Genomic DNA, 25,781 nt, shown 5'->3' with positions numbered 1-25,781 from the left:
TGAGGGCGTGACTTCCTATGCCACCGACCGTGCCCGCGCCGCCGCCCGGGCCGCCGACTCGGCGGTCTATTCGCGGCGCCGGTTCGTCGCCGGGTTCCTCCTCGGCTTGGTGATGCAGCTCGTCCTGGCGCTGGTGCTCGGGTTCGTCCTGGTCGACGACCTGGGCGTCTCCCTGAACGTCCGCCTGGGCTCGTCGGCGATCTCCTCGCTCATCGCCACCCCGGTGACCTGCGCGATCGGATTCGCCGTCGGCCTGTCGGGGCGCCTGCGGCGGATGGGCACGGGCATGGTCGTCGGCGCGCTGCTCGGCACCGCGCTGATCGTGGTGCCGTTCCTACTGGTCGGGTAGTGACTCCGCCGGCCCCGGGGGCCGAACTAAGCTGAGGCCGGAAGCTTCGTTCAGTACTAGAGAGGGGCGCAGTGTGCGCATCGCACGGATCGCTCACCCCACCGGCATGTCGTTCGCGGTTCTCGAAGGGGAGGGCCCCGGCGCCACCGCCGCCGAAGTCGACGGCCACCCCTTCGCGCAGGTGAAGACGACCGGCCAGCGGTGGGCGCTGGAGGACGTGCGCCTGCTGGCCCCGATCCTGCCGTCCAAGATCGTGTGCGTGGGCCGCAACTACGCCGACCACGCCGCCGAGCACGGCCACGAGGTGCCCTCCGAGCCGCTGATCTTCCTCAAGCCCTCGACCTCGGTCGTCGGCCCCGGCGAGGGCGTGCGGCTGCCGGCCGTGTCCGACCAGGTCGAGCACGAGGCCGAACTCGCGGTCGTCATCGGCCTGCCCGGGGCGCGGGAGGCCGACAGGGACGCCGCCTCGCAGGCGGTCTTCGGCTACACCTGCGCCAACGACGTCACCGCCCGCGACCTGCAGCGCCAGGACGTCCAGTTCACCCGCGCCAAGGGCTTCGACTCGTTCTGCCCGCTCGGCCCCTGGATCGAGACCGACCTGGAGCCGACCGACAACGAGATCCGCTGCGAGGTCGGCGGCGAGGTCCGCCAGCTCGGCTCCACCAAGGACATGGTCTTCGACCCGGCGACGCTGATCTCCTACATCTCCCAGGTGATGACGCTGCTGCCCGGCGACGTCGTCCTCACCGGCACCCCGGCCGGCGTCGGCCCGCTGCAGGGCGGCGACACCGTCTCGGTCTCGGTCGCCGGCATCGGCACTCTGTCCAACAAGGTGGTTCCCAGTGAGTGACGTCCGCACCCGCTTCTGCCCCAGCCCCACCGGCCTGCCGCACTGGGGCCTGGTCCGCACCTGCCTGTTCTCGTGGGGCCACGCCCGCCACCACGGCGGCCGGTTCGTCTTCCGCATCGAGGACACCGACGCCGCCCGCGACACCGAGGAGTCCTACCGCCAACTGCTCGAGGCGCTGTCCTGGCTCGGCCTGACCTGGGACGAGGGCCCCGACATCGGCGGCCCCCACGCCCCCTACCGGCAGTCCCAGCGCGGGGACCTCTACGCCGACGTCATGAAGCGCCTGGTCGAGGCCGGACACGCCTACGAGGCGTTCTCCACCCCCGAGGAGGTCGAGGCCCGCCACCGCGAGGCCGGCCGCGACCCCAAGCTCGGCTACGACAACTTCGACCGCGACCTCACCGACGAGCAGAAGGCCGCCTTCCGGGCCGAGGGCCGCAAGCCGGTCTACCGGATGCGGATGCCCGATGAGGACATCACCTTCACCGACGCCGTCCGCGGCGAGGTGACCACCCCGGCCGGGACCGTCCCCGACTACGTCATCGCCCGCGGCGACGGCTCGCCGCTGTACACGCTGACCAACCCGGTCGACGACGCCCTGATGAAGGTCAACGTGGTCACCCGCGGCGAGGACCTGCTGGCGTCCACGCCCCGCCAGATCGTGATGTGGCGGGCGCTGATCGACCTCGGGATCGCCGACGAGGTGCCCGAGTACGCGCACCTGCCGCTCATCGTCGACGAACGCGGCAAGAAGATGTCCAAGCGCGACCCGCGCTCGAACCTGCTGCAGTACAAGGAGGCCGGGTACCTGCCCGAGGGCGTGCTCAACTACGTCGGCACCCTCGGCTGGGCGATCAGCGGCGACCGGGACACCTTCACCGTCGAGGAGTTCCTCGGCGCCTTCGACCTGCACGACGTCAAGTCCAACCCGGCCCGGTTCGACGAGAAGAAGTTCGACGCGATCTGCGCCGACCACTTCCGCGCGGTCGACCCGGCCGAGCTGACCGAGCAGCTCATCCCGTGGCTCCAGGACCGCGACCTGCTCCCGGCCGAGCCGACCGACCATCAGCGGAACGTGCTCGCAGTGGCCGTGCCACTGGTGCAGGAGCGCTGCACCACCCTGGGGCAGGCGACCGAGATGCTCCGGTTCCTGTTCTGCGGCACCGAGATCGAGATCGACGAGGCCAGCGCGAAGAAGACCTTCAAGGAGGGCGCGGCCGAGGTCCTCGACGCCGCGATCGCCGGGCTCGAAGGGATCGACTGGACCACCGAGGCCATCGAGGCCTCCCTCAAGGAGTCGCTCGTGGAGGGGCTGGGCCTCAAGCCGCGCAAGGCCTTCGGGCCGGTCCGGGTCGCGATCAGCGGCAAGACGGTGTCCCCGCCGCTGTACGAGTCGATGGAGCTGCTGGGCAGGGACGTGAGCCTCGCCCGGCTTCGCGCGGCCCGCGAGACCCTCTGAGGCCGACGCCGTCCGGCCCCGCCCGTCCCGGGCGGGGCCGTCTCGCTTTCGGGAGGCGGCCTCGTGTCCACTACTGTGCATAGCATGGTACCGTGCTAGGCGTGGAGCGATCGCAACTGCTCAAGGGCCTGCTCGACATCATCGTCCTGCGGGTCTTGGAGACCGAGGACGGCTACGGCTACGAGATCCTGCGTCGCCTCCGGGCGGCCGGTTTCGACGAGCTGGGCGACGCGTCGGTGTACGGGACGCTGCGCAGGCTCTACCGGGCCGGCTACCTGTCCACCTACCTCCAGCCGAGCGACTCCGGGCCGCACCGCAAGTGGTACGCCCTGACCGAGCCCGGCCGCAAGTACCTGGCCGAGATGCGCGAGGCGTGGGAGGACGTGAGCGACAAGATGCGGCGACTGTTCGACGCCGAGAAGGGGCAAGCATGACCGACACTCCTCAAGGGACCGCTGGGATCGCCGAATACCGCCTCGCGGTCGAACGCCACCTCTCCGACCTCCCCGCGGGTCTCCGCGAAGACCTCCTGAGCGGCCTGGAAGAGCACCTGGCCGAGGTCGCCGCGGACATGGAACCCGGCATGACCCTGAACGAACTGCTCGGCAGCCCCGAGACGTATGCGCGGGAGCTGCGCGAGGCCGCGGGCGTCGAGCGGCAGCCGCTGGCTGAGCGCCTCATCCGGGGCGTGTGGGGCCTGGCGGTCTCGCCGATCACCTGGATGCAGGTGGCGGCCGACCGGTTCACCCGAAGCGCGGGAGCAGGCCGGGCCGGGCAGCTCCGCCGGGAGCTCAAGCCCGGATGGTGGGTGCTGCGCGGGATCATCGCGGGGATGCTGGTCGCCTACTTCCTCATCACCGCCCGCGAGGGGACGATGCCGATCATGAACAATCCGTTCGTCCTGCTGCCGACGATCGGGCTGATCGCCCTGCCGCTCGTCTGGCTCTCGCTCCGCCTGGGCGTCCGCTCGCAGCGGTGGAGCCGCCGGGGCCGACTGCTGACCGGGGCCGCCGGAGCGGCACTGGTGGCGATCGCGCTGGCGAACTTCCCGAACCACCTGCTTCGCGGCCCGGAGGTCGGACCGGTCTTCTACGAGGAGCACCGTCCGCGCGCGGCCGACCTGCACGGGGAGGTGCGGGACGTCTACGTCTACTCCGAGAACGGCGAGCTGCTTCGGGGCGTGTACCTGTTCGACCAGAACGGGAACCCGGTGCTGCTCGGCGACCCTGAAAGCTGCCCGATGCCGCCCGACGACCCGTTCGAGGAGGAGTCGGGGAGCCCGGAGTTCGAGGAGCAGCGCGAACACCACCCGGAATACGGCTACCAGTACCCGCTGTGCCTGCCGGATGAGCAACCCTCAGAGATCGAACCCGATGCGGGGCCGACGCTGGAGCCGACCGAGACCCCGGAGGCCGAACCGTCTGCTGAGGCCACGTAGGCGCGTCGTCCTGGACGCCCTGGGGTGCTCCCGCATGTGGTCGCCGACGACTATAGTGCATAGTAGGAGGGTGCGAGGCGTCCTCATTGCCCATTGAAGCCGGACGTCACCGCCTGCGGGCACGGCCGAGCCGGTCCGCGGCCCCCTGGAACCGAACATCACGCGTGGGCGGACCGGCGGGAGGCCCACGGAGAGGAGCTCACCATGCCCACGTCCCATCTGTCCCGGCTTGGCGCGGCGCTGGCCGCGCTGGCCCTGCTCGTCGGCCTGTTCGGGGTCGACCGGTCCGCCGGCCCCGCCGTCGCCCAGTCCGACGAGTCCTCGGAGCAGGTCGACCTCGAGCCGGTCAACCACACCTCCGACCACCTCAGCGCCTACGTGTGGGCCAACCGGTCCTCGACCGACGACTACGAGCCGCACTCCCTCTACTCCTACAACCCGGCCGGGGACGTGAAGGTGACCCGTTCCGGCACCGGCGTCTACACCGTGACCTTCGAAGGCGTGGCGTCGATCCCCACCGAGACCTCCGGGGTCGTGCACGTATCGGCCTACGGGTCGTGGACCAACGCCATGTGCACCGTGGCCTACTGGGGTCCGGGTCTGTTCATCGGCGTGGACGACCTGAATGTGGGTGTCCGCTGCTTCGGACCCGACGGCGAACCGGTCGACGCTCGATTCGTGGCCAACTACACCAGCGCCACCTACCACGGCGAAGGCCGGTTCGCGTACTTCTGGACCGACCGGGACGCGCCGGACGGCGAGCGCACCCTGTCCCACGACTACCAGTACGACTCCCAGGGCGGCCCGATCTCATACGAGCGGTTGGAAACCGGTCGGTACCGCTTCGACATGCCCGACAACCCGGACTCGCGGGCGTTCCCGATGGTCCACGTGACCGCCTACAACTCGGCCGCGACCCACTGCCAGATCGCCTGGCCCGACGGCTGGGAGGTGCGCTGCGTCGACCACGACGGTTCGCCGATCGATTCCAAGTTCACCGTCACCTACGGCCTGGAGGTCGGCCTGCTCGGGCACACGACCAGCCGGTTCGGTAGCGGCACCCTGTACACCGACACCATCTCCGGCGGCTCCATCAGCGGCGACTCGTACGTCTCGACCGTCCCTTGGGGAGGGACTCAGGGCTCGTACGACGGCACCGGTCTGTACCGGATCGCGTTCACCGACCTGGCCACCAGCGGAGGACATGCCCTGGTCAATCCGGTCAACAACGCAGATCCCTACTCCTGGCCGGACGGCCACTGCGTAGTGGGGTACTGGTACGAGGACGGCAGCGATGAGGAGGTGGCGGTGCGCTGCTACGACTTCAACGGCGACCGGGCGGACATCCACGCGCGCATCTCGTTCACCACCTACGCGGGCGTCTACTGACCTCATCGGATCGGACGGCCGGAGAAGGGAAGTCTGCAGGTCGTCCGTTTCGACGCCCGCTTGAACGTCGCTAGCGGGTGGCGGTGAGGAGGGCTTCGAGGTCGGTCTCGGCGAGGTCGAGGATGGGGGAGGTGTCGCCGAGCTTGGAGTCGCGGAGGTGGAAGCCCGCTTCGGCGCAAGGGGCGATCTCGACGCAGTTGGTATTCCCGTCCGTGCCGCTGCGGGAGCTCTTGCGCCAGGAGCGGCGGAGCTCGACGCAGCTCGAATTGCCGTCGCTGCCGCTGCGGGTGCTCTTACGCCAGGAGGTCACGTTCTGCATCGAGGTACACCTCAAGTTCCGTTGCGCGCGGCCAGTTCGTTTTGACTCGATCATGGTACCCCTTGACGCGGTCGCGCTCCTCGATGCACCAACTGAGGTCATGGATCTGGACATAGACGAATGGCGGACCAGCGGTAGTGCTCTGGCTGGAAACATAAACTTCGAAGGGTCCGCCGAGGTCACTGTGCTGATTCATGATCCGGATTTCCCAGCCGGGGCGCGAGTTGCATTCTCGGAGGTAGTCGACCTGTTCCCGGCGCTCACGTTCCGGCATCGCCGTGAGGTGCCTGACGGCGCTGTCGCCGATGATGACGGTCATTCGGTACTCGGTGGGCCTCAACATGATCGCGTTCTGACGCTGCTGCTTGAAGTTCCAGCCGAACTGCGCTTGCTCATCGGTGGTTCCCTCCGCTTGCTGCACCACCAGCGAGTTGTAGTGGCGTGTCTGCACGATGCCGGGCAGGATCAGCGGCTCCCATTTCCAGATCGAGTTGTAGTGAAGTTCGGCCTTCGCCAGCCCCAGCGCGTTGTACCTCGGGTGGGCCTCCATGTTCGGGCTGCTGCCCTCCCGGGCGATGGTCTCCATGAACTCGGCGATCTCGTCGGGGATCTTCAGGTGGCGGGCGAGGCCCCAGACCTCTCCGGCGCTCGGCATCGACGCGCCCCGCTCCCAGTTGGAGATGGTCGCTCCGCTCACCCCGAGCCGAACGGCGAGTTCGGTCTGCGAGAAGCCCAGCTCGGTCCGGTGGTCGTGGATGTAGATGCCGACCTGCCAGCGGGTGAGTTTCGAAGGAGCGGGCATGTATACCTCCGTCGCACGTGGTGGGAGGTTTAGGTTCCCACGCCCCCGTTCGTCTGGATAGCCGCCACACTGCGCAAGATTCTGCGCACCATCGGTTGCCTTAAATCTTTCGGTCAAATGACTGAAACCGGGTCGTGAAGGCGGTTTTCCTGGAGTGTGAGATTGCCCTCTGTAGACGTCTATAGAAAAAGAACTGGCTGCTCAGGAGGTTTGAATCATCCGAATGGCCGACGATTCGGGACCGAGGCTCGGGCACGGGGACCAGAGCACGCGATAGAGCTGCTATCGGATGAACCGGGCGGTCGAGTGTTTCGGGAGCACGCTCGGGAGTGCCGTATTTGTTCGATCACTCACAGACAGGGCTGCGTTATCAGACGTCTTTAGCCTTACGCGGGTGCTTACGACAAAGCTGACCCACGCTAAGCACGCAGCTCCCGGCTTCCTCCGCCGGAAGAGCCGCGTTTTCCGCAACCGCACGTTCGCCTCGCTGGCCGCCGTCGTCATCGGCGCCAGCACGGCGACCACCGCCGGGGCGGCCATCACCCAGGTCGACGATCGCAGCGAGAAGGAAATCCTTGCCTCCGAGATCGTCGAGTCCGGAGTCGAGGCCGAACCCCAGTGGCGGAACGTCCCCGTCATGGAGAGCATCATCCCGGTCAAGGACGGCGAGTCGCTGAACAGCGTCTCCAAGCCCGAGGCCGCCGAGGTCCCCGAGGAGGAGGAAGAAGAGGAGGCGCCGGCGGAGGAGTCCGGCTCAAGTTCCGATTCCGACTCCGGCTCTGACTCCGGTTCCGCTCCGGTGGACATCGCCTCGGACTGCTCGTCGTACTCGGGCAATCGGGCCATCGGATGCACCATGACCCTCGAGGTCGGCTGGGGCCTCGACCAGTTCTCCTGCCTCGAGTCCCTCTGGGAACGCGAGTCGAACTGGAACGAGACCGCCATGAATCCGAGCTCCGGTGCCTACGGCATCCCGCAGTCGCTTCCGGGCGACAAGATGGCCTCCCACGGCGATGACTGGCAGACCAACCCGGCCACCCAGATCGCCTGGGGCCTGGACTACATCTCCGGCCGCTACGGGACCCCGTGCGGTGCTTGGCAGCATTCCGAGGCCAATAACTGGTACTAGCTGGAACTGTCGTCTATCGGACATTCCCGGAACCTCCGGGGGCATCGGTCGTTAGTCGCTGGAACGAGTGATCCGATTCCCCTGGAGGTGTTCATGGCGGATGATCCGCACGAGAACATCGTCAACCTGATTCAAACGAACCCGAGATTCGCGGCGGAACTGCTCGGCATCGCCGACCGCCGTGACTACGGAGACCTGTCCATCACCGGCGCAGAGCGCAGCACGAACGCGCTCGGTTCCAAGGCGACCACCGAGCGACGGGCCGATGCAGTGACCGCGCTGACGCTGGAGTTCAGCGAGGTCGACCGGCTGGTGGTCATCACCGAGGTCCAGAACAAGTGGAGCGAGGATAAGAACCGCAGGCTGCTGGGGTACGTCGCCCGGGCCTTCGAGGATCACGCCGAATGCGAGGTAGAGCTCCTGATGGTGTGCGGTAGCGACCAGGTCGCCAGAAAGTTCCGGGAGGGTGTACGTATCAACCGCCGCTGGTGGCTGACCCCGCTGACGGTCAGTCCATCGGACCTGCGGCCGATCACCGACCCGAACGATCCCGGAGCCACACCGGAACGAGTAATGCTCGGGTTGATGCTCAACCCGGACCCGGAAGATCCTGAGCCTGCTATCGACACTGTTGACCAGGTTCTCGGTACCATTGAGACCGGGGCCGCGAAGGACTGCGTGAACATGCTCTACGCCGTAGTCAACAGGGATGTGTTGAAACTCTTGGAGGACCGCATGAAGACCCAGACTCGGCCGTACCACAGCGCCTGGACCGACGAGCTCCGAGCGGAGGAACGTCTACACGTATTCCGTGAGGTGCTGATCGAGATCTGCGATGCTCGTGGGCTCGACCTAACGCCGGAACAGCGGAGCACGGTCGCAGAATGCACCGACCTGGAGCGGCTGCACCAGTGGAGGGTGAGCGCATTCAGAGCTTCGCACGCGGAGGAGATCTTCGAGAGCTCTTAGCCAGCGCCGCGGGCGTCGGACCGCCGATCAACCGGCGGTCCGACGCCCGCGCTCGCGCTAGCGGCTCAGCAGCCGATCTCCAGGTCCACCGCCGGACCTGAGGCGACGAAGCCGAAGACCTCCTGGCTCGAGTTCGCTTCGATCCGGGCGTTCCAGCCGACGTCCGAGGCGGTGAACGCCGATCCCGACTGCGACCAGTCCACGTTCCAGGCGCTGCTCACCTCCTGTCCGCCGGGCCAGTTCCAGCTCAGGTCCCAGCCGTCGACGGCCTGGTCGCCGGCGTGGATCGTGACGCTGCCCTGCCAGGCCGAGCCCCAGTCGTTGACCGACTCGATGCTGGCCGCGCAGTCGCCGTCGCCTCCGCCTCCGGGCGTCGTGGTCGGGTCGTCGGGCTCGGAGGGCGGGTCGGTCGGCTGGCTGCCGCCGATGTCCAGCGAGTAGCTCTCGGTGCTGAACCGGTGCCCGCCGGCCGAGGAGGTGATCTCGTATCCGAACTGGATCTGGTCGATCCGCACGTCGGGGATGCGGCCGGTGTCGTACAGCCACCGCGAGATCCCGGTGATGTCGACCGTCGCCGAGTTGGTGTTCGAGGTCCGGATGAAGCTGTAGACCTCGTTGGAGCCGTTGTTGCCCCGGTAGTAGTCGAAGGTGTGGCCGCCGACGTCGACGGTGGTCTCGTAGCTGCCGAGCGGACCGACCGGACCCACCGAGGCGAGCCAGATCATGATCTCGTGTTCATGGCCGTTGCCCCACACGTCGTAGGCGGCGTTGTAGGCCACGCCGCCGGTAGCCGCCGGGCCTTCCCAGGTGACGCTGCTGGTCACCTGGGGCATCTGGGTGATCTGCTGCCCGAGCGTGTATGACGCGTTCGGGTAGCTCTTGATGCCGCCGGTGTCCGGGTGGTCGGCGTCGACCCACCAGTGGGACTGGTCGACCGCCGAAATCGTCTGGGATCCCGCGCCGGAGCCCCAGATGTTGTTGTAGACCGTGTAGTCGCCGTACTCCGTGTTGCCCCACTGGTCGCTCGACTGCCAGGTGGGGGAGCTGTGGTCGGCGGAGGCGCTGAAGCCCATCGGGCTCGCCGCGAGCGCCAGCGCCAGGGCCGAGAACGCCCCGACGATGGCGAACTTCCATCGTTGCTTCATGGTCTGCCCTCGTGTTCGGGGCGGCAGCGCGCGGATGCCGGGTGCGTGCCGTCGCTGCCGCAGTGAATATATTTATATACCTCACTTTACTAAGTCGCGGTGCGCCTGTCCACCGGCCGAGGGCACCGGCCGGCGCCGGAGGCGGGTCAGTACGCGGCCGACCGGACCGACCGCAGCAGCAGCCGGGCGTCGCCGAGCATCCGCTTCAGGCGCCGCTCCAGCCCGGCGATGGGGGTGAGGTTCTGCGGGGCCCGGGCGTCCTTGTGCGCGGCCGACCCCAGCGGCGGCAGGGCCGACGCCGTGGCGTCGGCCAGCGCGACCGCAGCCTCCTCGCTGAGCCCGTCGGCGGCCTCCAGGCGCGCCACGCCGGCCCAGCCGCGCGAGCGGGTGCCCGGCAGGCGCAGGTACCACGAGTAGCGGGGCCAGGTCGTCAGCAGGTGGAACACGGGGGTCCGCTGCCCGGGCCGGAGCCGCTCCACCACGCCGTTGAGCGTGCCTTGGAGGTAGGTGCGGTGGTGGCTTTTGACGTAGCCGACCGAGTTCGGCAGCCGGGTCCGGCCGCGCAGGGTCCCGTCGAGGACCGACAGCTCGGCGTGCGTGGCCACCGAGGCGGCGACCTTCGCCTCGAGTTGGGTCATGGCCGTCTGGCTGGCGTTGATGAGCTCGCCCGCGTCGGCGGCCTCGGTCTTGTGGTGGGTGTAGCCGCCGAAGTCGGTCTCGGGGTCGACCGGCGCGAACAGGCCGCGCTCGACGGCCGCCTCGGTCACCGCCGAGGCCCTGCCGTCGAGGTCGCAGGCGACCGCTCCGGCCGCCCAGGACACGCACAGGCCCGGCCAGCGTCCGTCCTGGTCGGTCAATTCCACCCGCGCGTCGATGCGGCGCACGCCGTCGACCAGGAGGACTCTCCGCGGGCCGGTGCTCGGGGCGTCGACCGGGGCCCACCGCTCGGCCGGGATCTCGACCCCGGCGTCGACGGTCGCGGAGTCGGACCGGGACGGCGATTCGGAGTTGTCGGCGAAGGACGGGTCCCAGGCGTCGACGGTGATCTGCAAGGCGCACCTGCTTTCCGGGCGGGTCGGTCCCAGCCTAGATGATCGGTCCCAGAGGGTCGGCCAGGTCGGCGCCCCGAGCGCCCCAGCGGGCGCACCTTGAGGTGAAGGCCTGTAGCCGATCTTGGAGGCAGTGCGTCAAGCCGAGTGACCGCGGAGCGGCGAACGCCGTATAGCGAATACGATATAATCGATCCATGCAAGCGGCAAGATCGACGGCAGTGGAGCGGCTTCGGGCGGCGAGGGTCAGGAGCGGGCTATCGCAGAGCGAGGTAGCCGCCCGGATCGGCACCACGCAATCGGCGATCGCGCGCCTTGAATCCGGCGCCTCCGATCCCCGCCTCAGTACGCTCGAGCGCTTCGCAGACGTGGTCGGTGTCAAGCTCGGCGTTCGCAGCGAGCACAGCCGGATGTCGTCGCTGGAGTTCACGGCGGCACAGATTCGGAGATCCTTGGCCGAGCACGACTCCGCCGAGGCCTTCAGGCAGGTAGTCCAGTTCGTCGACGACATCAGGCGAGCGGATGCGGCCGCAGTCCGGCGAGCAGTCCGGATCGAGCCCGAAAGCACCGGGGACAAACGCTGGGACGCGATGCTGGCCGGTATCGCCGAGTACGTGAGCCGTGGAGTCGGGCTACCGGTGCCCGGCTGGGCGAGCGCTCCGGGTCGGTTCCTCCGCAGATCCTGGTTCGTGATCGAGGACATCATAGAACGCCCTTCGCCCGGCCTGGCCGTTCTGGCGTTCGCTTCCTCCCCGCCCGAGCTTGCAGCGAGAGGTGTGCTGATCGATCGAACTTCGCTGGAGAGCGTATGAACGAACTGCTGAGCCGTGAGGACATTATCGAGCTGCTGACCGAGCTCGGTGAGGCCCTCGATCAGGACGGCGAGCGCGCCGAGATCTTCCTCGTCGGCGGCGCGGCGATGGCCCTGGCGTACAGCACCCGGCGTCTTACCAGGGACCTCGATGCGATTTTCGAGCCTAAGCAGGTGGTCTACGACGCCGCTCGCAAGGTGGGCGAGCGCCGAGGGCTGCCGGAGGACTGGCTGAACGATGCGGTCAAGGGGTTCCTGCCGGGGGCCGATCCGAATGCGACGGTGCTCCTCGATGAACCGGGGATCTCGGTCCGGGTGGCCTCGCCGCGCTATCTGTTCGCAATGAAGGCGGTCGCTGCCAGGGCCGATCGGGACGCCGAGGACCTGCTGACCCTGTATCGGATGGCCGGGTTCGGTTCGGTCGACGAGGCGCTCGAATCCTTGGAGGAGGCATACCCTCCGCATTTGCTGACGGCGAAGACCGAGTTCCTGGTGCGGGAGTTGCTGGCCTTACGCCGAGGCCGCCGAATCGGCGAGCACCGCCACCGCTAGGGCGACGCCGACGAGCACGTACGCGGCGCCGGTCTTGCCGAACCGGAGGGCGAAGGCCAGGACGGCGATGAGGAACGGTCCGCCCAGCAGCGAGACCACCCACAACGTCGAGAACAGGTCGAATTGGCGGGTATCCTCTTCGGTGCAGGTCGCGCCCGCCATCGAGCACAAACCCGCGCCGACGGCGGATGCGAGCAGGGCCGCCGTGCAGAGCATCCACAGGACCGTTGCGCTGACGATCCCGATCGCTCGGTAGAGGAGGCGGTCGGGGTCCGGGTCGGGGTTGCGCGGCGGTCGGCCGTGCGGCGGGCTCGACCATTGCCGAGGCGAATCAGGGGAAGGTACGGTCATGCGTCCAGTGTCGACCGCCCGTCAAGTTGCGAACGGGACGAATCCGGCGCGATTTGTGGACCCCTTACTACCGGGGAACGGCCGCGGGCGCCGGATCCGGGGGATTTTCGTGGATTCCTCCAGTCGGTTCGCCGCCGGGGCGGTGCCCGGCCGGGCCTACTCCATGGTCCGCTCGACGTGGGAGCCTTTGGTGTCCTTGGTGATGCGGAAGCGGACCGGGACCCGCTCGGCCAGGTCGGGGACGTGGGTGACCAGGCCGACCGTCCGCTGGGAGGAGACCGTCAGCGCCTCCAGGGTGGTGGCGACCGCGTCGAGGGTCTCGGGGTCGAGGGTGCCGAAGCCCTCGTCGAGGATGATCGACTCCAGGCACGCCCCGTGCCCGGCCATGCCCGCCAACTGGTCGGACAGGGCCAGCGCCAGCGACAGGGAGGCCGCGAACGTCTCCCCGCCGGACAGGCCCCGGGCGGGCCGGGCCAGGTCGGCGTCGTGGTGGTCGACGACCCAGAAGTCCTGATCGCGGTAGATCAGGTCGTACTGGCCGCCGGTGATCCGGTGGAGCATCACCGTCGCGCCGTCCACCAGCTCGTCGAGCGCCTCGCTCAGCAGCCACTCCATGAACCGGCGCGCCTCCAGGTGCCGGGCGAGGTCCTTGGCGACCTCGGCTTCGTGGGCGAACCTGCGGGTCTCCGATTCGATCTCCACGCGGCGGCTGCGGGCCTCGCGCATGCTCGACGAGGTCGCGCGCGCCGATTCGACCGCGGCGGCGTGGGCGGCGACGTAGTCGCCGCCGGAGCCGGTCCGCGGCGCGTCCACGTCGAACTCGCCCAAGGCCGCCATCAGCTCGGCGCGCAGCGTGCCCGCGCGACCGTCGTGGCCGCGCAGCTCTTCGCGGACCGCTTCGCGTTCGGCGGCGGCCTGGTCCAGGGACTCCTGCGCCCAGTCGGTCAGCCGCTGCCAGCTATCGCCCAGGTCGTCGCCGCCCGGGGGCGGACCGAGAGCCGCGACCTGGTCGCGGGCGTGGGCGAATTCGCGCCAGGCCCGCTGCTGCCGCTCCTCGGCGGCGGTGCGGCGCTTCTCGGCCTCGCGGAGCGCGCGGCGGGCGGCCTTCAGGGCGGCGGCGGTGCCGCTGAGGTGCTGCTTGGCCTCGGCGGCGGAGTCCCGCTCGGCGCGCAGCGCCTCGGGTCCGGGGGCGCCTTCGAGCTTCTTGACCAGGCGGCGGCGCTTCAGCTCCAGATCGGTCAGGCGCTCTTCATAGGACTCGAGCTTGGCCGACAGGCTCGCGACCGCGCTCTGAGCGTCCTTGTACTCGGCGGTGGCCCGGGACGAGGCCTGCTGGGACTCTTCGAGGGCCGTGGACAGGTCGCGGTCGGGGACGGCCTCGACCGGGCGGTCGCAGACCGGGCACTCCTCGCCGACGGCCAGCTCGGCGCGCAGCGTCCCGGCCAGGTCGGCCATCCGGGCCCTGTGGACGGCCGCGTGCCAGACCTCGATCTCCTCGGCCGCCGCGCCCTCGAGCTCCTTGGCCTCGTCGTACTGGAGGCGCAGCTCGTCGGTCAGCTCGCGGCCGGTCTTCAGCCCCGATTCGGTCTCGGCCAGCTCCTCCCAGGCGGCCAGCCGCCGCTCGATCAGACCGGAGTCGAGGCCGTCGAGCTCGGCGCGGAGGCGCTCGTCCTCGGCCTCGGTGGTCTCGACCTCGGTGGCCTTCTCGGCGGCCTTGGCGGTCGCCTCGGCCAGCCGGGCGGCGAGGTCGTCGATCCCGGCGGGCCGCTTGATGTAGGTCAGGGAGGCCAGGTTCGCCTCGGCCTCGCTCAGGCGGCGCCGGGCGGCCTCGGCGGCGCCGTCGAGACCGTCGAGCGCGCCGGCCTTGTCGCGCACCGGCTCGGTGAGCTTCTCCAGCCCCTCCACCCGCCGCTCGGCCGCCGCGAGCTCCTCATCGGACACCTGCGGGACCTTCGCCAACTGCGCTTCGAGGGTCCGGCGCGCGGTCGCGGCCGCGTCGCGCTTGGCGCCCGCGAGCTGCTGGACCCGACGGTAGACGCTGTGCCCCAGGAGGTTCTCCAGGATCTTGCGGCGGTCGGCGGCCGAAGCGTGCAGGAACTCGGCGAACTCGCCCTGGGGGAGCAGCACGCACTTGGTGAACTGCTCGAACGGCAGCCCGACCACCCGCTCGGCCGCCGCGCTCACCTCGCTGGAGCTCCCGGCCAGCGCCTTGCCCAGGCCCTCGACCAGCTCGGTGTCGTCGGCCGGGTCCACCCCCGCCGGCAACTGCTCCAGCGCGGCGCCGGAGGTCTTGACCTTGCCGTTCTTGTCCCGGCGCAGCACCCGCGTGGCGACGTAGTGCGTCCCGGCGGCGGCGAACACCAGCCGCACCCGGCCCTCCACGGCCGAGGGCGCGATCGCGTTCTGGGTGGAGTTGACCCGCCAGCGCGGCGTGCGCCCGTACAGCGCGAAGCACACGGCGTCGAGCACGGTGGACTTGCCGGCGCCGGTCGGGCCGGTCAGCGCGAAGAAGTCCACGCCGGTGAAGTCGAGCGTCGAGGGCTCGGTGTAGGCGCCGAAGCCGTGCATGTCCAATCGGATCGGGCGCATCAGGCCTCCTCGGAGCCGACGGTCTGGGTCTGCTCGTACAGCTCCGCGAAGAGCCCCGCCACGTCCCGGTCCTCGTAGCCGATCTCGGCCAGGTAGGCGTCGAACAGCTCGCCCGCGCTCCGCCCGGTCCGCCGCCGGCGCGGCCTCGGGTCGTCCGGGCCCCTGCCCGGGTCGATGTGGATCTGGACCGCGTTCGGGAACAGCTCGGCGACCTCGCCGCGCAGTCCCGCCCGCGCCGGCTCGGTCACGAACACCCGCAGCCACGCCCGCTCGTCCACCTCGGCCTGCCGGAGCTCGGCGAGCGTGCCGCGGACGGTCCGGAGCGGCACCGCCTCGGCCAGCGGCACCCGGCGGTCCCGCGCGGGCGTGTCGGCGGTGACCTCCACCATCGTGACCGACGGCGTGTGGTCCTCCTCGCCGAAGTCGACCGCGAGCGGCCCCCCGGAGTAGCGGATCGGGCAGGGCCCTTCGATCTTCTGGGCCCGGTGCAGGTGCCCCAGGGCGGCATAGCTCGTGGAGGCCGGGAAGATCGCGGCCGGGACCGCGTAGTCGGCCACGGTGTGGACTTCGCGCTCGCCGCCGCCGACCTTCCCGCCGACGACCGTCAGGTGCCCGCAGAACAGGTTCACCGCGTCGGCGGTGAAGTTCTGCGACAGCGCAGCGACCATGCGCCGCAGGTGGTCGGCGTAGGCCGATTCGGTATCGGCGGCGCCCAGCTCGAACAGCTCGGCGGCGCGGACGGCGTAGCGCTGGCTGACGAACGGCAGCGCCGCCAGCTTCCACCGCTCGCCGTCGGCGGTCTCGCCGGATACGAGGTGGTCGGGGGCCTTGCCGATGCGGCCGCGCAGGTGGATGCCGGCGGCCGCCGCCCATTCGCGCAGCGCCTCCAGGCCCGGGCCGTTGTCGTGGTTGCCGGCCACGGCCACCACCTCGGCACCGGTGGCGCGCAGGGCCGACAGGGTCGTGTACAGCAGTTTCTGCGCCGCGCTCGAGGGGGAGGCGGTGTCGTAGAGGTCCCCGGCCACGATCACCAGGTCGGGCTGCTCGTCTCGGGCGATCCCGACGATCTCGCCGAAGACCGCGCGCTGCTCGTCGAGCCGGGAGCGGCCCTTCAGGGCGACCCCGACGTGCCAGTCGGAGGTGTGCAGAATCCGCAAGGCTCAGCTCCTAGAACGGGATGTCGTCATCGTCGTCGGCCAGCTCGAACGGGTCGGCCGCGGCCGTCACCGACCGGGCCGAGGAGGCCGGTGCCGAACCGGCCTCGGCCGGGCGGGTCGCCCACGCCGGGAACGGGAAGTTCACCACCAGCGGGACCGGCAGCTCCGGCTGGCCGACGAACATGGTGCCCGGCTTGGCCATCAGCACCCGCTGCCGCTGGGCCTGGGTGAGGAAGCCGTACTCCGGCCGACCGGCCTCGGCCGCGTCGAGGCGGCCGACCACGCGCACCGCCGAGTTGGAGGCGATGCGCCGCTCGACCTCGCTGGCGGTCTGCTGGGCGCCGATGAGGATCACCCCCAGCGAACGGCCGCGCTCGGCGATCTCGAGCAGGATGTCCTTGATGGGGCTGGTGCCCTCGCGCGGGGCGTACTTGTTCAGCTCGTCGAGCACCACGAACTGGAGCGGCCGGGCCGTCCCGGCCTTCTCCTTGCGGTCGAACTCGGTGCGCAGGACCACCCCGACCACGAACCGCTGCGCCCGGTCGGGCAGGTTGTGCAGGTCGACCACGGTCGCCTGCGCGTCGGAGGCGACCGTGCGGCCGCGCGGGGGCAGGTCCCCGCGCACCAGGCGCCCGATGTCGCGGCCGGAGGCGATGAGCCGCCGGATGAACGCGTTCACCGTGCCCAGGCCGATCGCCGAGCCGGCCCAGTCGACGCGGGTCTCCTCATCGGACAGGCGGTCGCAGACGAGGTCGATCAGGTCCCGGTAGGTGGTCAGCAGTTGCCCGTCGAGCGCGACCGCGCCGTTGTCCTTCGGCCGGGCCTCCTTCCGCAGCCGCGCCGCGACCTGGTGGACCACCATCGTGTACTGCTGGCGGTCGTCGTCGGCGTCGGCGAACACGAACGGCAGCAATCCGTCCCGGCAGAACTCGGCCAGCGTCCAGTAGAACGCGTCGACGCCGGTCGACCGGCACGCCACGTCCGGGACGCCGTTGCCGTCGCCCTCCCGCGGCGGCGCCAGCACCTCGACCGACTTGAACGCCCCCGGCGCCATCCCCAAGCGCCGGTAGGACTCCCGGATCTCGTCGTCGATCCGGGTGTTGTCGTGGTCGAGCAGCAGCAGATCCTCGCCCTTGACGTTGAAGATCAGCGCCTTGGTGTTGGCCGCCTCCGCGCCCATCGCGCCCGAGTGCAGCAGCGAGTACAGCATCCAGGTCGCGAACGACGTCTTCGTGGCCACGCCGCTGATCCCCGAGATCGACACGTGCGCCCCGCGGGTCCCGTCGAGGAAGTCGGCGTTCAGGAACACCGGCTGGCCGTCCCGAGAGATACCAAGGGGCACTTGGCGTTCCATGCCGTCGAAGTACAGTGCCCGGTCGCGCTCGGCGCCGGTGGCGCGCTCGACCGCCGCGCCGGGAGTCGGCGGCACGAAAACCTCCGGCTCCACCCGGGTGACGGTGACCTCGGCGGCTTCCTGCACCTGCGCCGGCAGCAGCCCGCCGGCGATGTCGAACACGTCGGAGTCGAACTGCGCGCCCTCGTGGCGCGACCTGACCGACGTCACCACCCCCGAGATGCGGACCGTCCCCACCCCCGGGACCTCCCGCTCGGTGGTGAGCACGTCGTCGAGCTGGGCGTACGCCTCCGTGCCGACGCCGACCCAGAACGACAGGGGAGTGGCGTCCTCGGTGCCGAGCACGCGGCCGACCGCATCAGTCATTGCTCGATCCTCGCAGATACCGCAGGATCAGGTTGCCCTCGGCTTCGAAGACGTGGTGCAGCCGCATCCGCCGGGCCGCCTCCGAGGCCGGCCCCTCGGCGATCCGGATCGGGCCGGCGCCCACCAGCATCGGCGACACCGTCACGTCCAACTCATCGACCATGTCCTCGGCGATCAGGTGGCCCAGCACCGTCGGGCCGCCCTCGCACAGCACCTGCCGCAGCCCGCGCTCCCGCAGCGCCGCCAGTGCGGCCCGGTAGTCGATCGCCCCGGCACCGACCGCGATGACATCGGCGACCTCCCTCAGCGAGGCCATCTGGTCCTCCGAGGAGGCCCCCGAGCAGATCACGATCGGACGCCGCGGCGCCTCGGTGAACAGCGGTGCGTCCGGGTCCAGCCCGGCCGACCGCGAGAGCACCGCCATCACCGGCACCTCCGGCAGCCCCCGCTCGAGCCGCCAGCGAACCCGCTCGCGACTCAGCCGCAGCTCCCGGTAGCGTTCGGCCAGCACCGTCCCCGACCCGGCGACCAGCACGTCGCAGCGGGCCCGGAGCGCCTTGAACACCCGCTTGTCGGCGGCTCCCGACAGCGGCCCGGACAGGCCGCCCAGGGTCGCCGCCCCGTCGGCGCTGGCGACGAAGTTGACGCGCAGCCAGTCCGGTTCGGGAGGCTCGTACGCCTCGTACACCTCGGCGTCACTGAGTTCGTCCAGCCGCCGGTACAACACTTCAGGCACGGCCACAACCTAACCCACCGAGCCGACACGGCGCCGCATCGGCTCGCGAACACCTGGTCGAAATTCGCCCTCCGGGGGACAAGCCCTCTGCGGCCCGGGAGGCGGCCATCCCCCAAAATCGGACCCGAGGCTAGTTGGAACTGGAGAACACATATGGCGTTCGACGGCGTCTGGGAGCTGCGGCGCGGCTCGGAGGTGCTCGGCGAAATACACGTCAACGACGGCGAATTCCCCTGGCTGATGGGGCGCTTCGTCCCCAGGCCCGGCTTTGCCGAGGTCAAGCCGCTGTTCGACCGCAGCCTCGAATTGCTGCACCACGACGACGGCGCGCAGGAGGGCTGGGAAGAGGTCTACGACCGGATAGTCGAGACCCTGACCCTGGTCGCGCCCGACGGCCCGGTATCGGACTTCCTGCTGCACATCAAAGACGGCGAAGCGTGGTTCCGATGGTGCGACGAGCCGTCGGGCGACCGTTAGCGGCCGGTCCGGCTCACTCCTCCAGCAGGTCGGGCTGCTCGGCGATGATCTGGTCCCAGAGGAGCTGGAAACTGAACCAGCCCAGGTGGGCGTTGCCGAAGCCGTCGCGGGCGAGGCGCGCCTGCTTGTCGTCCAGCGGGCGGACCTCCCCGGCCGACGCCGCCGCGAGCTGGACCCGGGCGGCCTGCTCATAGGTGAAGAACCAGTGCGCGGCCTCGTCGATGGAACCGCCCACGGTGATCAGGCCGTGGTGGGCCAGCAGGATGGAGCGGTTGTCCTCGAGGCACTCGGCGATCCGGCGCCCCATGTCGAAGTCCACCGCCGGCCCCTCGTACTCGGCGAACAGGACCTGGTCGTTCCAGAACGCCGCCGACTCCTGGTCGAGCGGCTCGAGCAGCCGCCCCAGGGCGCCGAGCGCCCGCGCGTACACGGTGTGCCCGTGCGCCACCGCCACCGCGTCCGGCCGCTGGTCGTGAATGTGGTAGTGGATCACGAACGCACTGGGGTTCACCAGGCCGTCGCCGTCGACCACCCGGCCGTCGGGGTCGACGCAGACCAGGTCGGCCACGCGGATGCGCTCGAAGGCCTGGCCGAACGGGTTGACCCAGAACCGGTCGGGGTATTCGGGGTCGCGCACCGAAAGGTGGCCCGAGATCCCCTCGGAGTAGCCGAACTTTCCGAACAGGCGCATCGCCGCGGCGAGCCGCTGCTTGCGGTGGCGCCGCTCGTCCTCGACCGACTCGAACACGGGCGGCTTCGGCAGTGGCAGGCCGGTCTCGGTGTCGGCCAGGTAGTTCGCGGTGGAGGGTTGGTGATTCATTGCGTCTCCTCAACGCTCGGGGAAGGGTTTCGCGTTACATGGCGTGGACGGCGCGCCGCCGGTCGGCGGCGGCACGCTCGCGTTCGAGCGCCCCCACGATGTCGCGGGCGCGGTCGACGAGCGACGGAATGCCGAAGGTGAAGAACAGGGTCCCGGCGGCCAGGTCGCCCAGCGCGTACAGGCGCGGATCGGGACCGCGCACGCTCACCACCCGGCTGGTGGCCGGGTCGATGGCGAGCCCGCCGTGCGGGTGCCGCTGCGCCGCACCGGACCGCAGCAGCGAATCCACCAGCGTCGCGGCCCGGGGCGGGACCCGGCTGGCCGAGGCGCCGACGCCGTTGACCACGGTGTCGAACCGGCGCAGCGAACCGGAGGCGGCCACGGTGAACCCGCGCCGCTCCGGCCGGACGCCCGCCAGGCCCGAGAGCACCTCGAGCTGTCCGTACTCCATGAGTCTCAGCAGGATGGAGGCGCTCGACGGCGGCATGGGGCAGCACAGGCTCATCAGGTGCCGGTAGTAGTCGCGCAGCACCAGGTCCCGCTCCCCGGCCGGCAGCGCCGGCCACACGTCGGGCCCGGTCTCGGGCACGGCCTGCTGGAGGACCCGCATGCCGATGTCGGAGTCGTCCACGGCCGCCAGATGGCGGCGGAGCCGGTCGGCGGCCGACTCGGAGCCGAACCGCCCGAATTCCCGTTCGATCGCGGCGGTGCCGTGGCCGGCGGCGGCCAGCTCGGTCCGCATCAGGTCGGTCAGGGCCTCCAGCCGCATCCGGCCTCGCCGGGCGAGTTCGCGCAGGCGCGGCACGGTGAAGTGCCGGAGCCGGTGCTCGACCCGGCTCTGGCGCACGGCCGGCAGCACGCCCTGCCGGGACACCAGCGCGATCCGCCCCCGGTGTCCGCGGTGGACGAGCGACAGGACCGCGTCGACGGCGGTCAGGCCGCTGCCGAGCACCGCCACGTCGTGGCTCGGGTCGATGCGGGACAGCTTCGCCGCGGCCGGGTACGGGTCGGGGACGAACCCCTCCTGGCCGGAGAGGCCGTAGTGGTCGGCCGGGGAGGCCACGCCGACGCACATGACGCAGGCGTCGAAGGGCTGGAAGCGCCCCGCGCTGTCCCTGGCCACGACCTGGTGGGTGGTGCGCAGCAGGCCGGTCACGGTGCTGCGGTGGATCGTCACCTCGGAGTTCGCGGCCTCCAGGCGCGCGATCGCCGAAGCGGCCGAGGAGTCCAGATACGATCCGAACCGGGAGCGGGGGACGAACCGGTCACCGGAGAAGGGATCGGGCGCGCAGTCGCGCTCCCCTCCGAAGTGCCGGTCCAGCCATCGCTCGAAGTGCGCCGGGTCCCCGTCGCGGACCGACATCTCGACCGGCGGGGCGTTGACCCGCACCGCCGGAGTGTCGTCCCGGTAGGGGCGCCCGCGCCACAGGTCGGGCGCGGGTTCGAACACGGTGATCTCGGCCGGCGATTCCCAGCGTTGCGCGAGCGCGTCGAGCAGGCTCACCGCTGAAGCGCCGGCTCCTATGACGGCGATCTTCATCAGTGAACGGCTCCAGCGGGTTCGGCACCGGCATCGGTGCGGTCGAAGGCCCCGGCCTCGAATCGCTGCGCCAGCAGCATCCGCTTGAGCCTCGGCAGGCTGGTCTCGGGGAAGTCGGCCCGGCGCAGCCGAACGGCGTGCGCGAGGCGGAGTCCGTGGCTGTGCGCGACCGCCTCGCGTATCTCCTTTTCGGCCAGTGCGGCGTCGCCGATCCCCTCGGGGATGTAGAAGACCGCCAGGCCCGGTCCGTCGGCGCCGTCGACCGCGCAGGCGACGGTGTGGCCCGGCTCCACCGGGGCGGCGGCCTCGACGGCCCGTTCGATCTCGCCGCCGTCGTGGGCCGTGCCGTCGACGATGACGATGTCGCCGTCGCGGCCGGTCACGGTCAGCCGTCCCCGGTGGAGGAAGGCGATCTCTCCGGTCCGGAGCCACCCGTCGGTGCTGTAGGACCGCCTGGTGGCCTCGGGGTCGCCGTAGTAGCCGGCGCTCACCGGCTCTCCGGTGACTTCGAGCAGGCCGGACTCGCCCTCGGGCAGGACCTCGTCGAAGTGGTTGACGATCCGGACGCCGACGCTGGCGTAGGGCTCTCCGGCGGCGACGAACCGGTGCGCGCGGGCCTGGTCGAGGTCCGGGCGCCAGTCCACGACCGTGGAGGCCGTCTCCGCTCGGCCCCAGCCGGCGACGATGACGTCGCCGCCGAGCCCGTGCGGCTCCAGCAGGCGCGCGAAGCGCCGCAGGACCTCGGGGCGGAGTCCTTCGCCGCCGTTCATCACCCGGCGGAGCGCCCGCAGGTCCCACCGCCGGTCGCTGATGCGGCTGGCGGAGTCGTTTACCAGTTCGAACGCGAAGTTCGGGGCCCAGGAGACGGTGGTGCCGCGCCGGTGCATCTGCTCGATCCACCGCAGCGGGTCGCCCAGGATCCAGCGGGCCGGGGCGTGGACCTGGAGGCAGCGCAGGTACACGTCGCGCAGGTGCGACATGACCAGGCCGCCGGCCTGGTCGAGGGGCCCCCAGTTGAAGGTGCGGTCGTCCGTTCTGAGCCGGTTGGCCCCGATGGTGGCGACGGTGCGGCTCACCAGGTTGCCGTGGCTGAGGGCCACCGCCCGCGGGCGTTCGCCCGCGGGCGGGGCGAGCAGGAGGACGGCGAGGTCGTCCCACGTCCCCGGGGTGTACACGTGGTCGGGTGCGGCCGAGGCGAGTTCGGAGACCGCTCCCAGGAGGTGGGCGTGCTGGGATTCGGTGCCGGTCTCCGGTCCGATCAGCCACACTCGGTCGGACGGGCTCCACAGGTGGTCGAGATCGGCCGGGTCGCGGCCGCCGGTCCCCAGCGGGAGCGGGATCATGCCTCCGAGCATGCAGGCCCAGAACGCCGTGAGCTGCTCGCGCGCGTCCGCGGCGGTGATCACGACCTTGTCGCCGCGGGCGGCGCCGGCGGCGCGGGCGCCGCCGAGGACCCGCGATGCGGACGCGACCAGTTCCTCGTAGGACAGTTCGGTCTCGTGCTCCGGGCCGTGCATCACCACGATGCCGCCGGTCCCGGTCTCGGCCGCGCGGAGCGCTACTTCGGCGAGATTGCCGGCGCCCGGTGCCGGGAGGTTCGCACCCCAGGAGAGTGCGGGGATGTGGGCGCCGCGTTTCGGTGCATTGTGAATGGTCATGACTGGACGGTCTCCAAACTCCGAAACCTGCCTTCGAGGAAGATGAGCGGTGAGTCGGCGTCACCGACACCGGTGGACCGGACTTCGCCGATGACCATGGTGTGGTCGCCGACGGCGATGCTCCGGTCGAGTTCGCATTCCATCCACCCCGGGCCCTTGACGATGAGCGCGCCGGTGGCCGGACCCGGTTCCCCGAGCATGGTCTTGACCGCCCAGGCCCGCTTGTCCTGGTCCTGGGCGAACGCCTCGGCGATCGACTCGTGGTCGGCCGAGAGGATGGAGACCGCCCAGCGTGCGCTGCTGCGGATGCGGGCGAGGAAGCGGGACTCGTGCCTCAGGCACAGAGCGATCAGCGGAGGATCCAGCGAGAGCGAGGTGACCGAGTTGACGGTCACCGCGTCGTGGCGGCGTTCACTGTCTTGGTCCACATAGGTGGATGCTACGCAGACTCCGGTAACGAATTGGCGCATGACGCGACGGTGGTCGGGCGGCATTATGCGGTGCCTCTCATGAGAAGTGCGAGGTGTGGGTTGTCGGGTGAACGCCATACCTCGGCGAGCGCAGACCCGAGGACGCGTTCCGCGGCGATGCCGCGAGATCCGATGTGGGTTGTCGAATGAGTCGGGGCCGATTGGGTGTGCGATGCACTGTGAAGTCTAGTTTTCGGGACCGATCGGTTACGCACAGTCGCGAATGCGGATTATTGAATTCACGAACGCAGCGAGATCGGCCGGGTTGAATGGAAACTGGATATTCCTGTGAAAGCGGGACCTTGAACAGGGTTCATTGGGAATTAAGCACGTAAGCGGCAACCCTGTCATTTGCCCAATTTATTGTCAATTGTCAGGAATGCACATGCGGCTCGAGAGCGGTCCTCCGATCCGCCGGCGGCAACGGGGCGCGGCGCGGAGGGCCGGACGGCCGACGCGTTCGCAAATGAGCCATCACCGGTGTGCATTCACGACAACCGCCGGGACGGCCCGCGACTAGCGTTTGCGGCGGATCCCTCCCCGGATCACCGCTCCCATTACGTACGCGAAGGAGTCGACCATGCCCCCTCCCAGCTATCCGGAACCCCCGAAGGACGCCGGCGAGATCCTCGAACGGTCGCGGAAGATCGCACCGTGGCTGCGAGAGCAGTCGGAGAGGATCGAACAGGGACGCCGGTTGCCGGACGACGTAGTCGCCGCGCTGAAGGACACCGGAGTCTTCCGCATGGCCTTCCCCTCGTCCTGGGACGGCCCCGGACTCGATTCATACCAGCAGACCGAGGTCGTGGAGGCGCTATCCTACGGCGACCCCTCCGCGGGCTGGTGCGCCATGATCGGCATGGACAGCGGCATCTACTCCGGATACCTCGAGGAGTCCGCCGCCCGGGAGATGTTCGCCGACATGGACCAGGTCACCGCCGGGCTCATCCTCCCGGCCGGCCGCGCCGAGCGCGTCGAGGGCGGCTTCCGCCTCACCGGCCGGTGGCGCTTCGGATCCGGTGTCACGCATGCGGAATGGGTCGTCGGAGGCGCACTTGTCCACCGCGACGGCGAACCCGAGCCCGGTCCCACCGGAGGCCCCAAGCACTGGCGGCTGATGTACATGCCCGCCGACCAGGTCGAGATCGTCGACACCTGGGACACCACCGGACTGGCCGGCTCCGGCTCGTGCGACTACCTCGTCGACGACCTGTTCGTCCCCGCCGAGCGCACCTTCAGCTTCTCCTCGCCCCGCAGCGCGGACGGCCCCATCGGCGCCCCCGACGCGGTGGTGCGCAACATGCCCGGTGTACCGCTGGGCATGATGCGGGCCGCGCTCGACCACTTCCGCGACCTCGCCCTCTCCAAGACCATCCCGATCAGCGGGCAGCGCTGGGCCGACACCTACCGCATGCAGAAGGCCTTGGGCGAGATGGAGATGGAGTACGCCGCCGTCCGGCACGCGGTCTACAACCAACTCCGGACCCAGTGGGAGCGCCTCGAGCAGGTCGGCGAGTTCGCCGAGCTGACGCACCACGAGCGCATCGAGGGCCCGCTGCTGCGCCTCTACGCGTTCCGGACCGCCCGCGAGGTCATCACCCGGATCTACGACCTGCTGGCCTCCTCGGCCATCTACCGCCCCAACCCGGTCGACCGGTGGCTGCGCGACATCACCACGATGTGCCAGCACATCGTCGTCCAGGACCCGATCATCCAGTCCGCCGGGGCCTTCCTGCTGGGGGCCGAACCGGAGTTCCCCTACATCCTCGGCATCGTCGACTGAACCGTCAAGAAAGAGCATCATGGTCACCACCAAGCGGCCCGACAGCCACGCAGAGAACATCGCCGACCTCCGAGACGCCGCGCCCGAAGGCAGACCCACCTGGGGATTCAAGGTGTGGTTCATGCTCCTGGTCGTGTGCGCGGCGTTCTCGCTCGACGCCCTCGACAACATCATGGTCGGCATCGCCGTGCCGCCCATCCAGGCCGACCTCGGCATGAG

General features: G+C 70.0%; 25 protein-coding genes and 1 pseudogene. 13 read left to right on the top strand and 13 right to left on the bottom strand.

Features of this window, described 5'->3' with window-relative positions; all coding sequences use genetic code 11:
* Positions 1 to 7 precede the first annotated feature (7 nt).
* The 6 genes from CUT39_RS09665 to CUT39_RS09640 all read left to right on the top strand — a co-directional run bounded on the left by CUT39_RS09665 (position 8) and on the right by CUT39_RS09640 (position 5,485).
* A complete protein-coding gene (locus CUT39_RS09665; protein ID WP_100445951.1) occupies positions 8 to 349 on the top strand; it encodes a hypothetical protein in 342 nt (113 codons plus the stop codon).
* 73 nt (positions 350 to 422) lie between these two features.
* A complete protein-coding gene (locus CUT39_RS09660) occupies positions 423 to 1,199 on the top strand; it encodes a fumarylacetoacetate hydrolase family protein (RefSeq protein ID WP_100445949.1) in 777 nt (258 codons plus the stop codon).
* A complete protein-coding gene (gltX, locus tag CUT39_RS09655; protein WP_100445947.1) occupies positions 1,192 to 2,658 on the top strand; it encodes a glutamate--tRNA ligase in 1,467 nt (488 codons plus the stop codon). Before CUT39_RS09660 ends, gltX begins: the two co-directional genes overlap by 8 nt.
* A 101-nt stretch (positions 2,659 to 2,759) precedes the next feature.
* Positions 2,760 to 3,092 carry a PadR family transcriptional regulator gene (locus tag CUT39_RS09650; protein WP_100445945.1) on the top strand — a complete coding sequence of 111 codons (333 nt, stop codon included), beginning with the start codon at positions 2,760 to 2,762 and terminating at the stop codon, positions 3,090 to 3,092.
* Positions 3,089 to 4,096 (top strand): HAAS signaling domain-containing protein, encoded by a 1,008-nt coding sequence (locus tag CUT39_RS09645; RefSeq protein WP_100445943.1) that lies wholly within the window; start codon positions 3,089 to 3,091, stop codon positions 4,094 to 4,096. The genes CUT39_RS09650 and CUT39_RS09645 overlap by 4 nt, the downstream gene beginning before the upstream one ends.
* 204 nt (positions 4,097 to 4,300) lie before the next feature.
* Positions 4,301 to 5,485, top strand: a complete 1,185-nt coding sequence (locus tag CUT39_RS09640; RefSeq protein ID WP_100445941.1) for a hypothetical protein — start codon at positions 4,301 to 4,303, stop codon at positions 5,483 to 5,485.
* Between the two features lie 70 nt (positions 5,486 to 5,555).
* Here CUT39_RS09640 and CUT39_RS09635 read toward each other — a convergent pair whose 3' ends face one another.
* The gene (locus CUT39_RS09635; RefSeq protein WP_100445938.1) at positions 5,556 to 5,804 is read right to left on the bottom strand and encodes a DUF397 domain-containing protein; all 249 of its coding nucleotides are present in this window, start codon (positions 5,802 to 5,804) and stop codon (positions 5,556 to 5,558) included.
* Positions 5,779 to 6,606 (bottom strand): Scr1 family TA system antitoxin-like transcriptional regulator, encoded by an 828-nt coding sequence (locus tag CUT39_RS09630; protein WP_100445936.1) that lies wholly within the window; start codon positions 6,604 to 6,606, stop codon positions 5,779 to 5,781. Before CUT39_RS09630 ends, CUT39_RS09635 begins: the two co-directional genes overlap by 26 nt.
* 394 nt (positions 6,607 to 7,000) lie before the next feature.
* On the opposite strand from CUT39_RS09630, the gene CUT39_RS09625 reads away from it, so the two are divergent.
* Positions 7,001 to 7,735, top strand: a complete 735-nt coding sequence (locus CUT39_RS09625; RefSeq protein WP_198587014.1) for an aggregation-promoting factor C-terminal-like domain-containing protein — start codon at positions 7,001 to 7,003, stop codon at positions 7,733 to 7,735.
* 93 nt (positions 7,736 to 7,828) lie between these two features.
* Positions 7,829 to 8,704 (top strand): hypothetical protein, encoded by an 876-nt coding sequence (locus CUT39_RS09620; RefSeq protein WP_157930578.1) that lies wholly within the window; start codon positions 7,829 to 7,831, stop codon positions 8,702 to 8,704.
* Between the two features lie 65 nt (positions 8,705 to 8,769).
* Here the strand turns inward: CUT39_RS09620 and CUT39_RS09615 are convergent, their stop codons facing one another.
* Positions 8,770 to 9,849 carry a GH12 family glycosyl hydrolase domain-containing protein gene (locus CUT39_RS09615; RefSeq protein WP_157930577.1) on the bottom strand — a complete coding sequence of 360 codons (1,080 nt, stop codon included), beginning with the start codon at positions 9,847 to 9,849 and terminating at the stop codon, positions 8,770 to 8,772.
* Between the two features lie 146 nt (positions 9,850 to 9,995).
* Complete coding sequence (locus tag CUT39_RS09610; protein ID WP_100445932.1) at positions 9,996 to 10,901, bottom strand: hypothetical protein; 906 nt, start codon at positions 10,899 to 10,901, stop codon at positions 9,996 to 9,998.
* 194 nt (positions 10,902 to 11,095) lie between these two features.
* Here CUT39_RS09610 and CUT39_RS09605 point away from each other — a divergent pair, with 194 nt between their 5' ends.
* Together CUT39_RS09605 and CUT39_RS09600 are read left to right on the top strand one after the other, a co-directional pair.
* Complete coding sequence (locus tag CUT39_RS09605) at positions 11,096 to 11,710, top strand: helix-turn-helix domain-containing protein (RefSeq protein ID WP_100445930.1); 615 nt, start codon at positions 11,096 to 11,098, stop codon at positions 11,708 to 11,710.
* Positions 11,707 to 12,261, top strand: a complete 555-nt coding sequence (locus CUT39_RS09600) for a DUF6036 family nucleotidyltransferase (protein ID WP_100445928.1) — start codon at positions 11,707 to 11,709, stop codon at positions 12,259 to 12,261. Before CUT39_RS09605 ends, CUT39_RS09600 begins: the two co-directional genes overlap by 4 nt.
* Here CUT39_RS09600 and CUT39_RS09595 read toward each other — a convergent pair.
* The 5 genes from CUT39_RS09595 to CUT39_RS09575 form a co-directional block, all read right to left on the bottom strand.
* Positions 12,220 to 12,612, bottom strand: coding sequence for a hypothetical protein (locus CUT39_RS09595; RefSeq protein ID WP_157930576.1), 393 nt, complete (start codon positions 12,610 to 12,612; stop codon positions 12,220 to 12,222). The genes CUT39_RS09600 and CUT39_RS09595 overlap by 42 nt on opposite strands.
* Positions 12,613 to 12,768: 156 nt before the next feature.
* Positions 12,769 to 15,201 carry an AAA family ATPase gene (locus tag CUT39_RS09590; protein WP_100445924.1) on the bottom strand — a complete coding sequence of 811 codons (2,433 nt, stop codon included), beginning with the start codon at positions 15,199 to 15,201 and terminating at the stop codon, positions 12,769 to 12,771.
* Positions 15,201 to 16,358 carry a metallophosphoesterase family protein gene (locus CUT39_RS09585; protein WP_100445922.1) on the bottom strand — a complete coding sequence of 386 codons (1,158 nt, stop codon included), beginning with the start codon at positions 16,356 to 16,358 and terminating at the stop codon, positions 15,201 to 15,203. The genes CUT39_RS09590 and CUT39_RS09585 overlap by 1 nt, the downstream gene beginning before the upstream one ends.
* Before the next feature lie 10 nt (positions 16,359 to 16,368).
* On the bottom strand, positions 16,369 to 18,078 hold the full coding sequence (locus CUT39_RS09580) for an ATP-binding protein (RefSeq protein ID WP_100445920.1): 1,710 nt from the start codon (positions 18,076 to 18,078) through the stop codon (positions 16,369 to 16,371).
* On the bottom strand, positions 18,071 to 18,814 hold the full coding sequence (locus CUT39_RS09575; RefSeq protein ID WP_232805682.1) for a pyrimidine reductase family protein: 744 nt from the start codon (positions 18,812 to 18,814) through the stop codon (positions 18,071 to 18,073). The genes CUT39_RS09580 and CUT39_RS09575 overlap by 8 nt, the downstream gene beginning before the upstream one ends.
* Positions 18,815 to 18,967: 153 nt before the next feature.
* Between CUT39_RS09575 and CUT39_RS09570 the strand changes: the two genes are divergently transcribed.
* The gene (locus CUT39_RS09570; protein ID WP_100445916.1) at positions 18,968 to 19,291 is read left to right on the top strand and encodes a hypothetical protein; all 324 of its coding nucleotides are present in this window, start codon (positions 18,968 to 18,970) and stop codon (positions 19,289 to 19,291) included.
* 13 nt (positions 19,292 to 19,304) lie between these two features.
* Here CUT39_RS09570 and CUT39_RS09565 read toward each other — a convergent pair whose 3' ends face one another.
* Genes CUT39_RS09565 through CUT39_RS09550 form a run of 4 tightly spaced genes read right to left on the bottom strand, consistent with a single transcriptional unit; the run spans position 19,305 to position 23,779 of the window.
* Positions 19,305 to 20,111: a class II aldolase/adducin family protein gene (locus tag CUT39_RS09565; RefSeq protein ID WP_100445914.1), complete on the bottom strand. Its 807-nt coding sequence runs from the start codon at positions 20,109 to 20,111 to the stop codon at positions 19,305 to 19,307.
* A gap of 34 nt (positions 20,112 to 20,145) precedes the next feature.
* Complete coding sequence (locus CUT39_RS09560) at positions 20,146 to 21,651, bottom strand: FAD/NAD(P)-binding protein (RefSeq protein WP_100445912.1); 1,506 nt, start codon at positions 21,649 to 21,651, stop codon at positions 20,146 to 20,148.
* Complete coding sequence (locus tag CUT39_RS09555) at positions 21,651 to 23,309, bottom strand: AMP-binding protein (protein ID WP_100445910.1); 1,659 nt, start codon at positions 23,307 to 23,309, stop codon at positions 21,651 to 21,653. Before CUT39_RS09555 ends, CUT39_RS09560 begins: the two co-directional genes overlap by 1 nt.
* Positions 23,306 to 23,779 (bottom strand): flavin reductase family protein, encoded by a 474-nt coding sequence (locus CUT39_RS09550; protein ID WP_198587013.1) that lies wholly within the window; start codon positions 23,777 to 23,779, stop codon positions 23,306 to 23,308. Before CUT39_RS09550 ends, CUT39_RS09555 begins: the two co-directional genes overlap by 4 nt.
* Positions 23,780 to 24,359: 580 nt before the next feature.
* Between CUT39_RS09550 and CUT39_RS09545 the strand changes: the two genes are divergently transcribed.
* Positions 24,360 to 25,562 (top strand): acyl-CoA dehydrogenase family protein, encoded by a 1,203-nt coding sequence (locus CUT39_RS09545; protein ID WP_100445906.1) that lies wholly within the window; start codon positions 24,360 to 24,362, stop codon positions 25,560 to 25,562.
* 19 nt (positions 25,563 to 25,581) lie between these two features.
* Positions 25,582 to 25,781 (top strand): annotated as a pseudogene (locus CUT39_RS20735) (MFS transporter); the annotation flags it as partial.

It is taken from the genome of Glycomyces xiaoerkulensis (genome assembly GCF_002798405.1).
GTDB classification, from domain to species: Bacteria; Actinomycetota; Actinomycetes; order Mycobacteriales; family Micromonosporaceae; genus Glycomyces; species Glycomyces xiaoerkulensis.
Note: the sequence above shows the minus strand (reverse complement) of the source record. Positions and strands in the feature narration are given on the sequence as shown.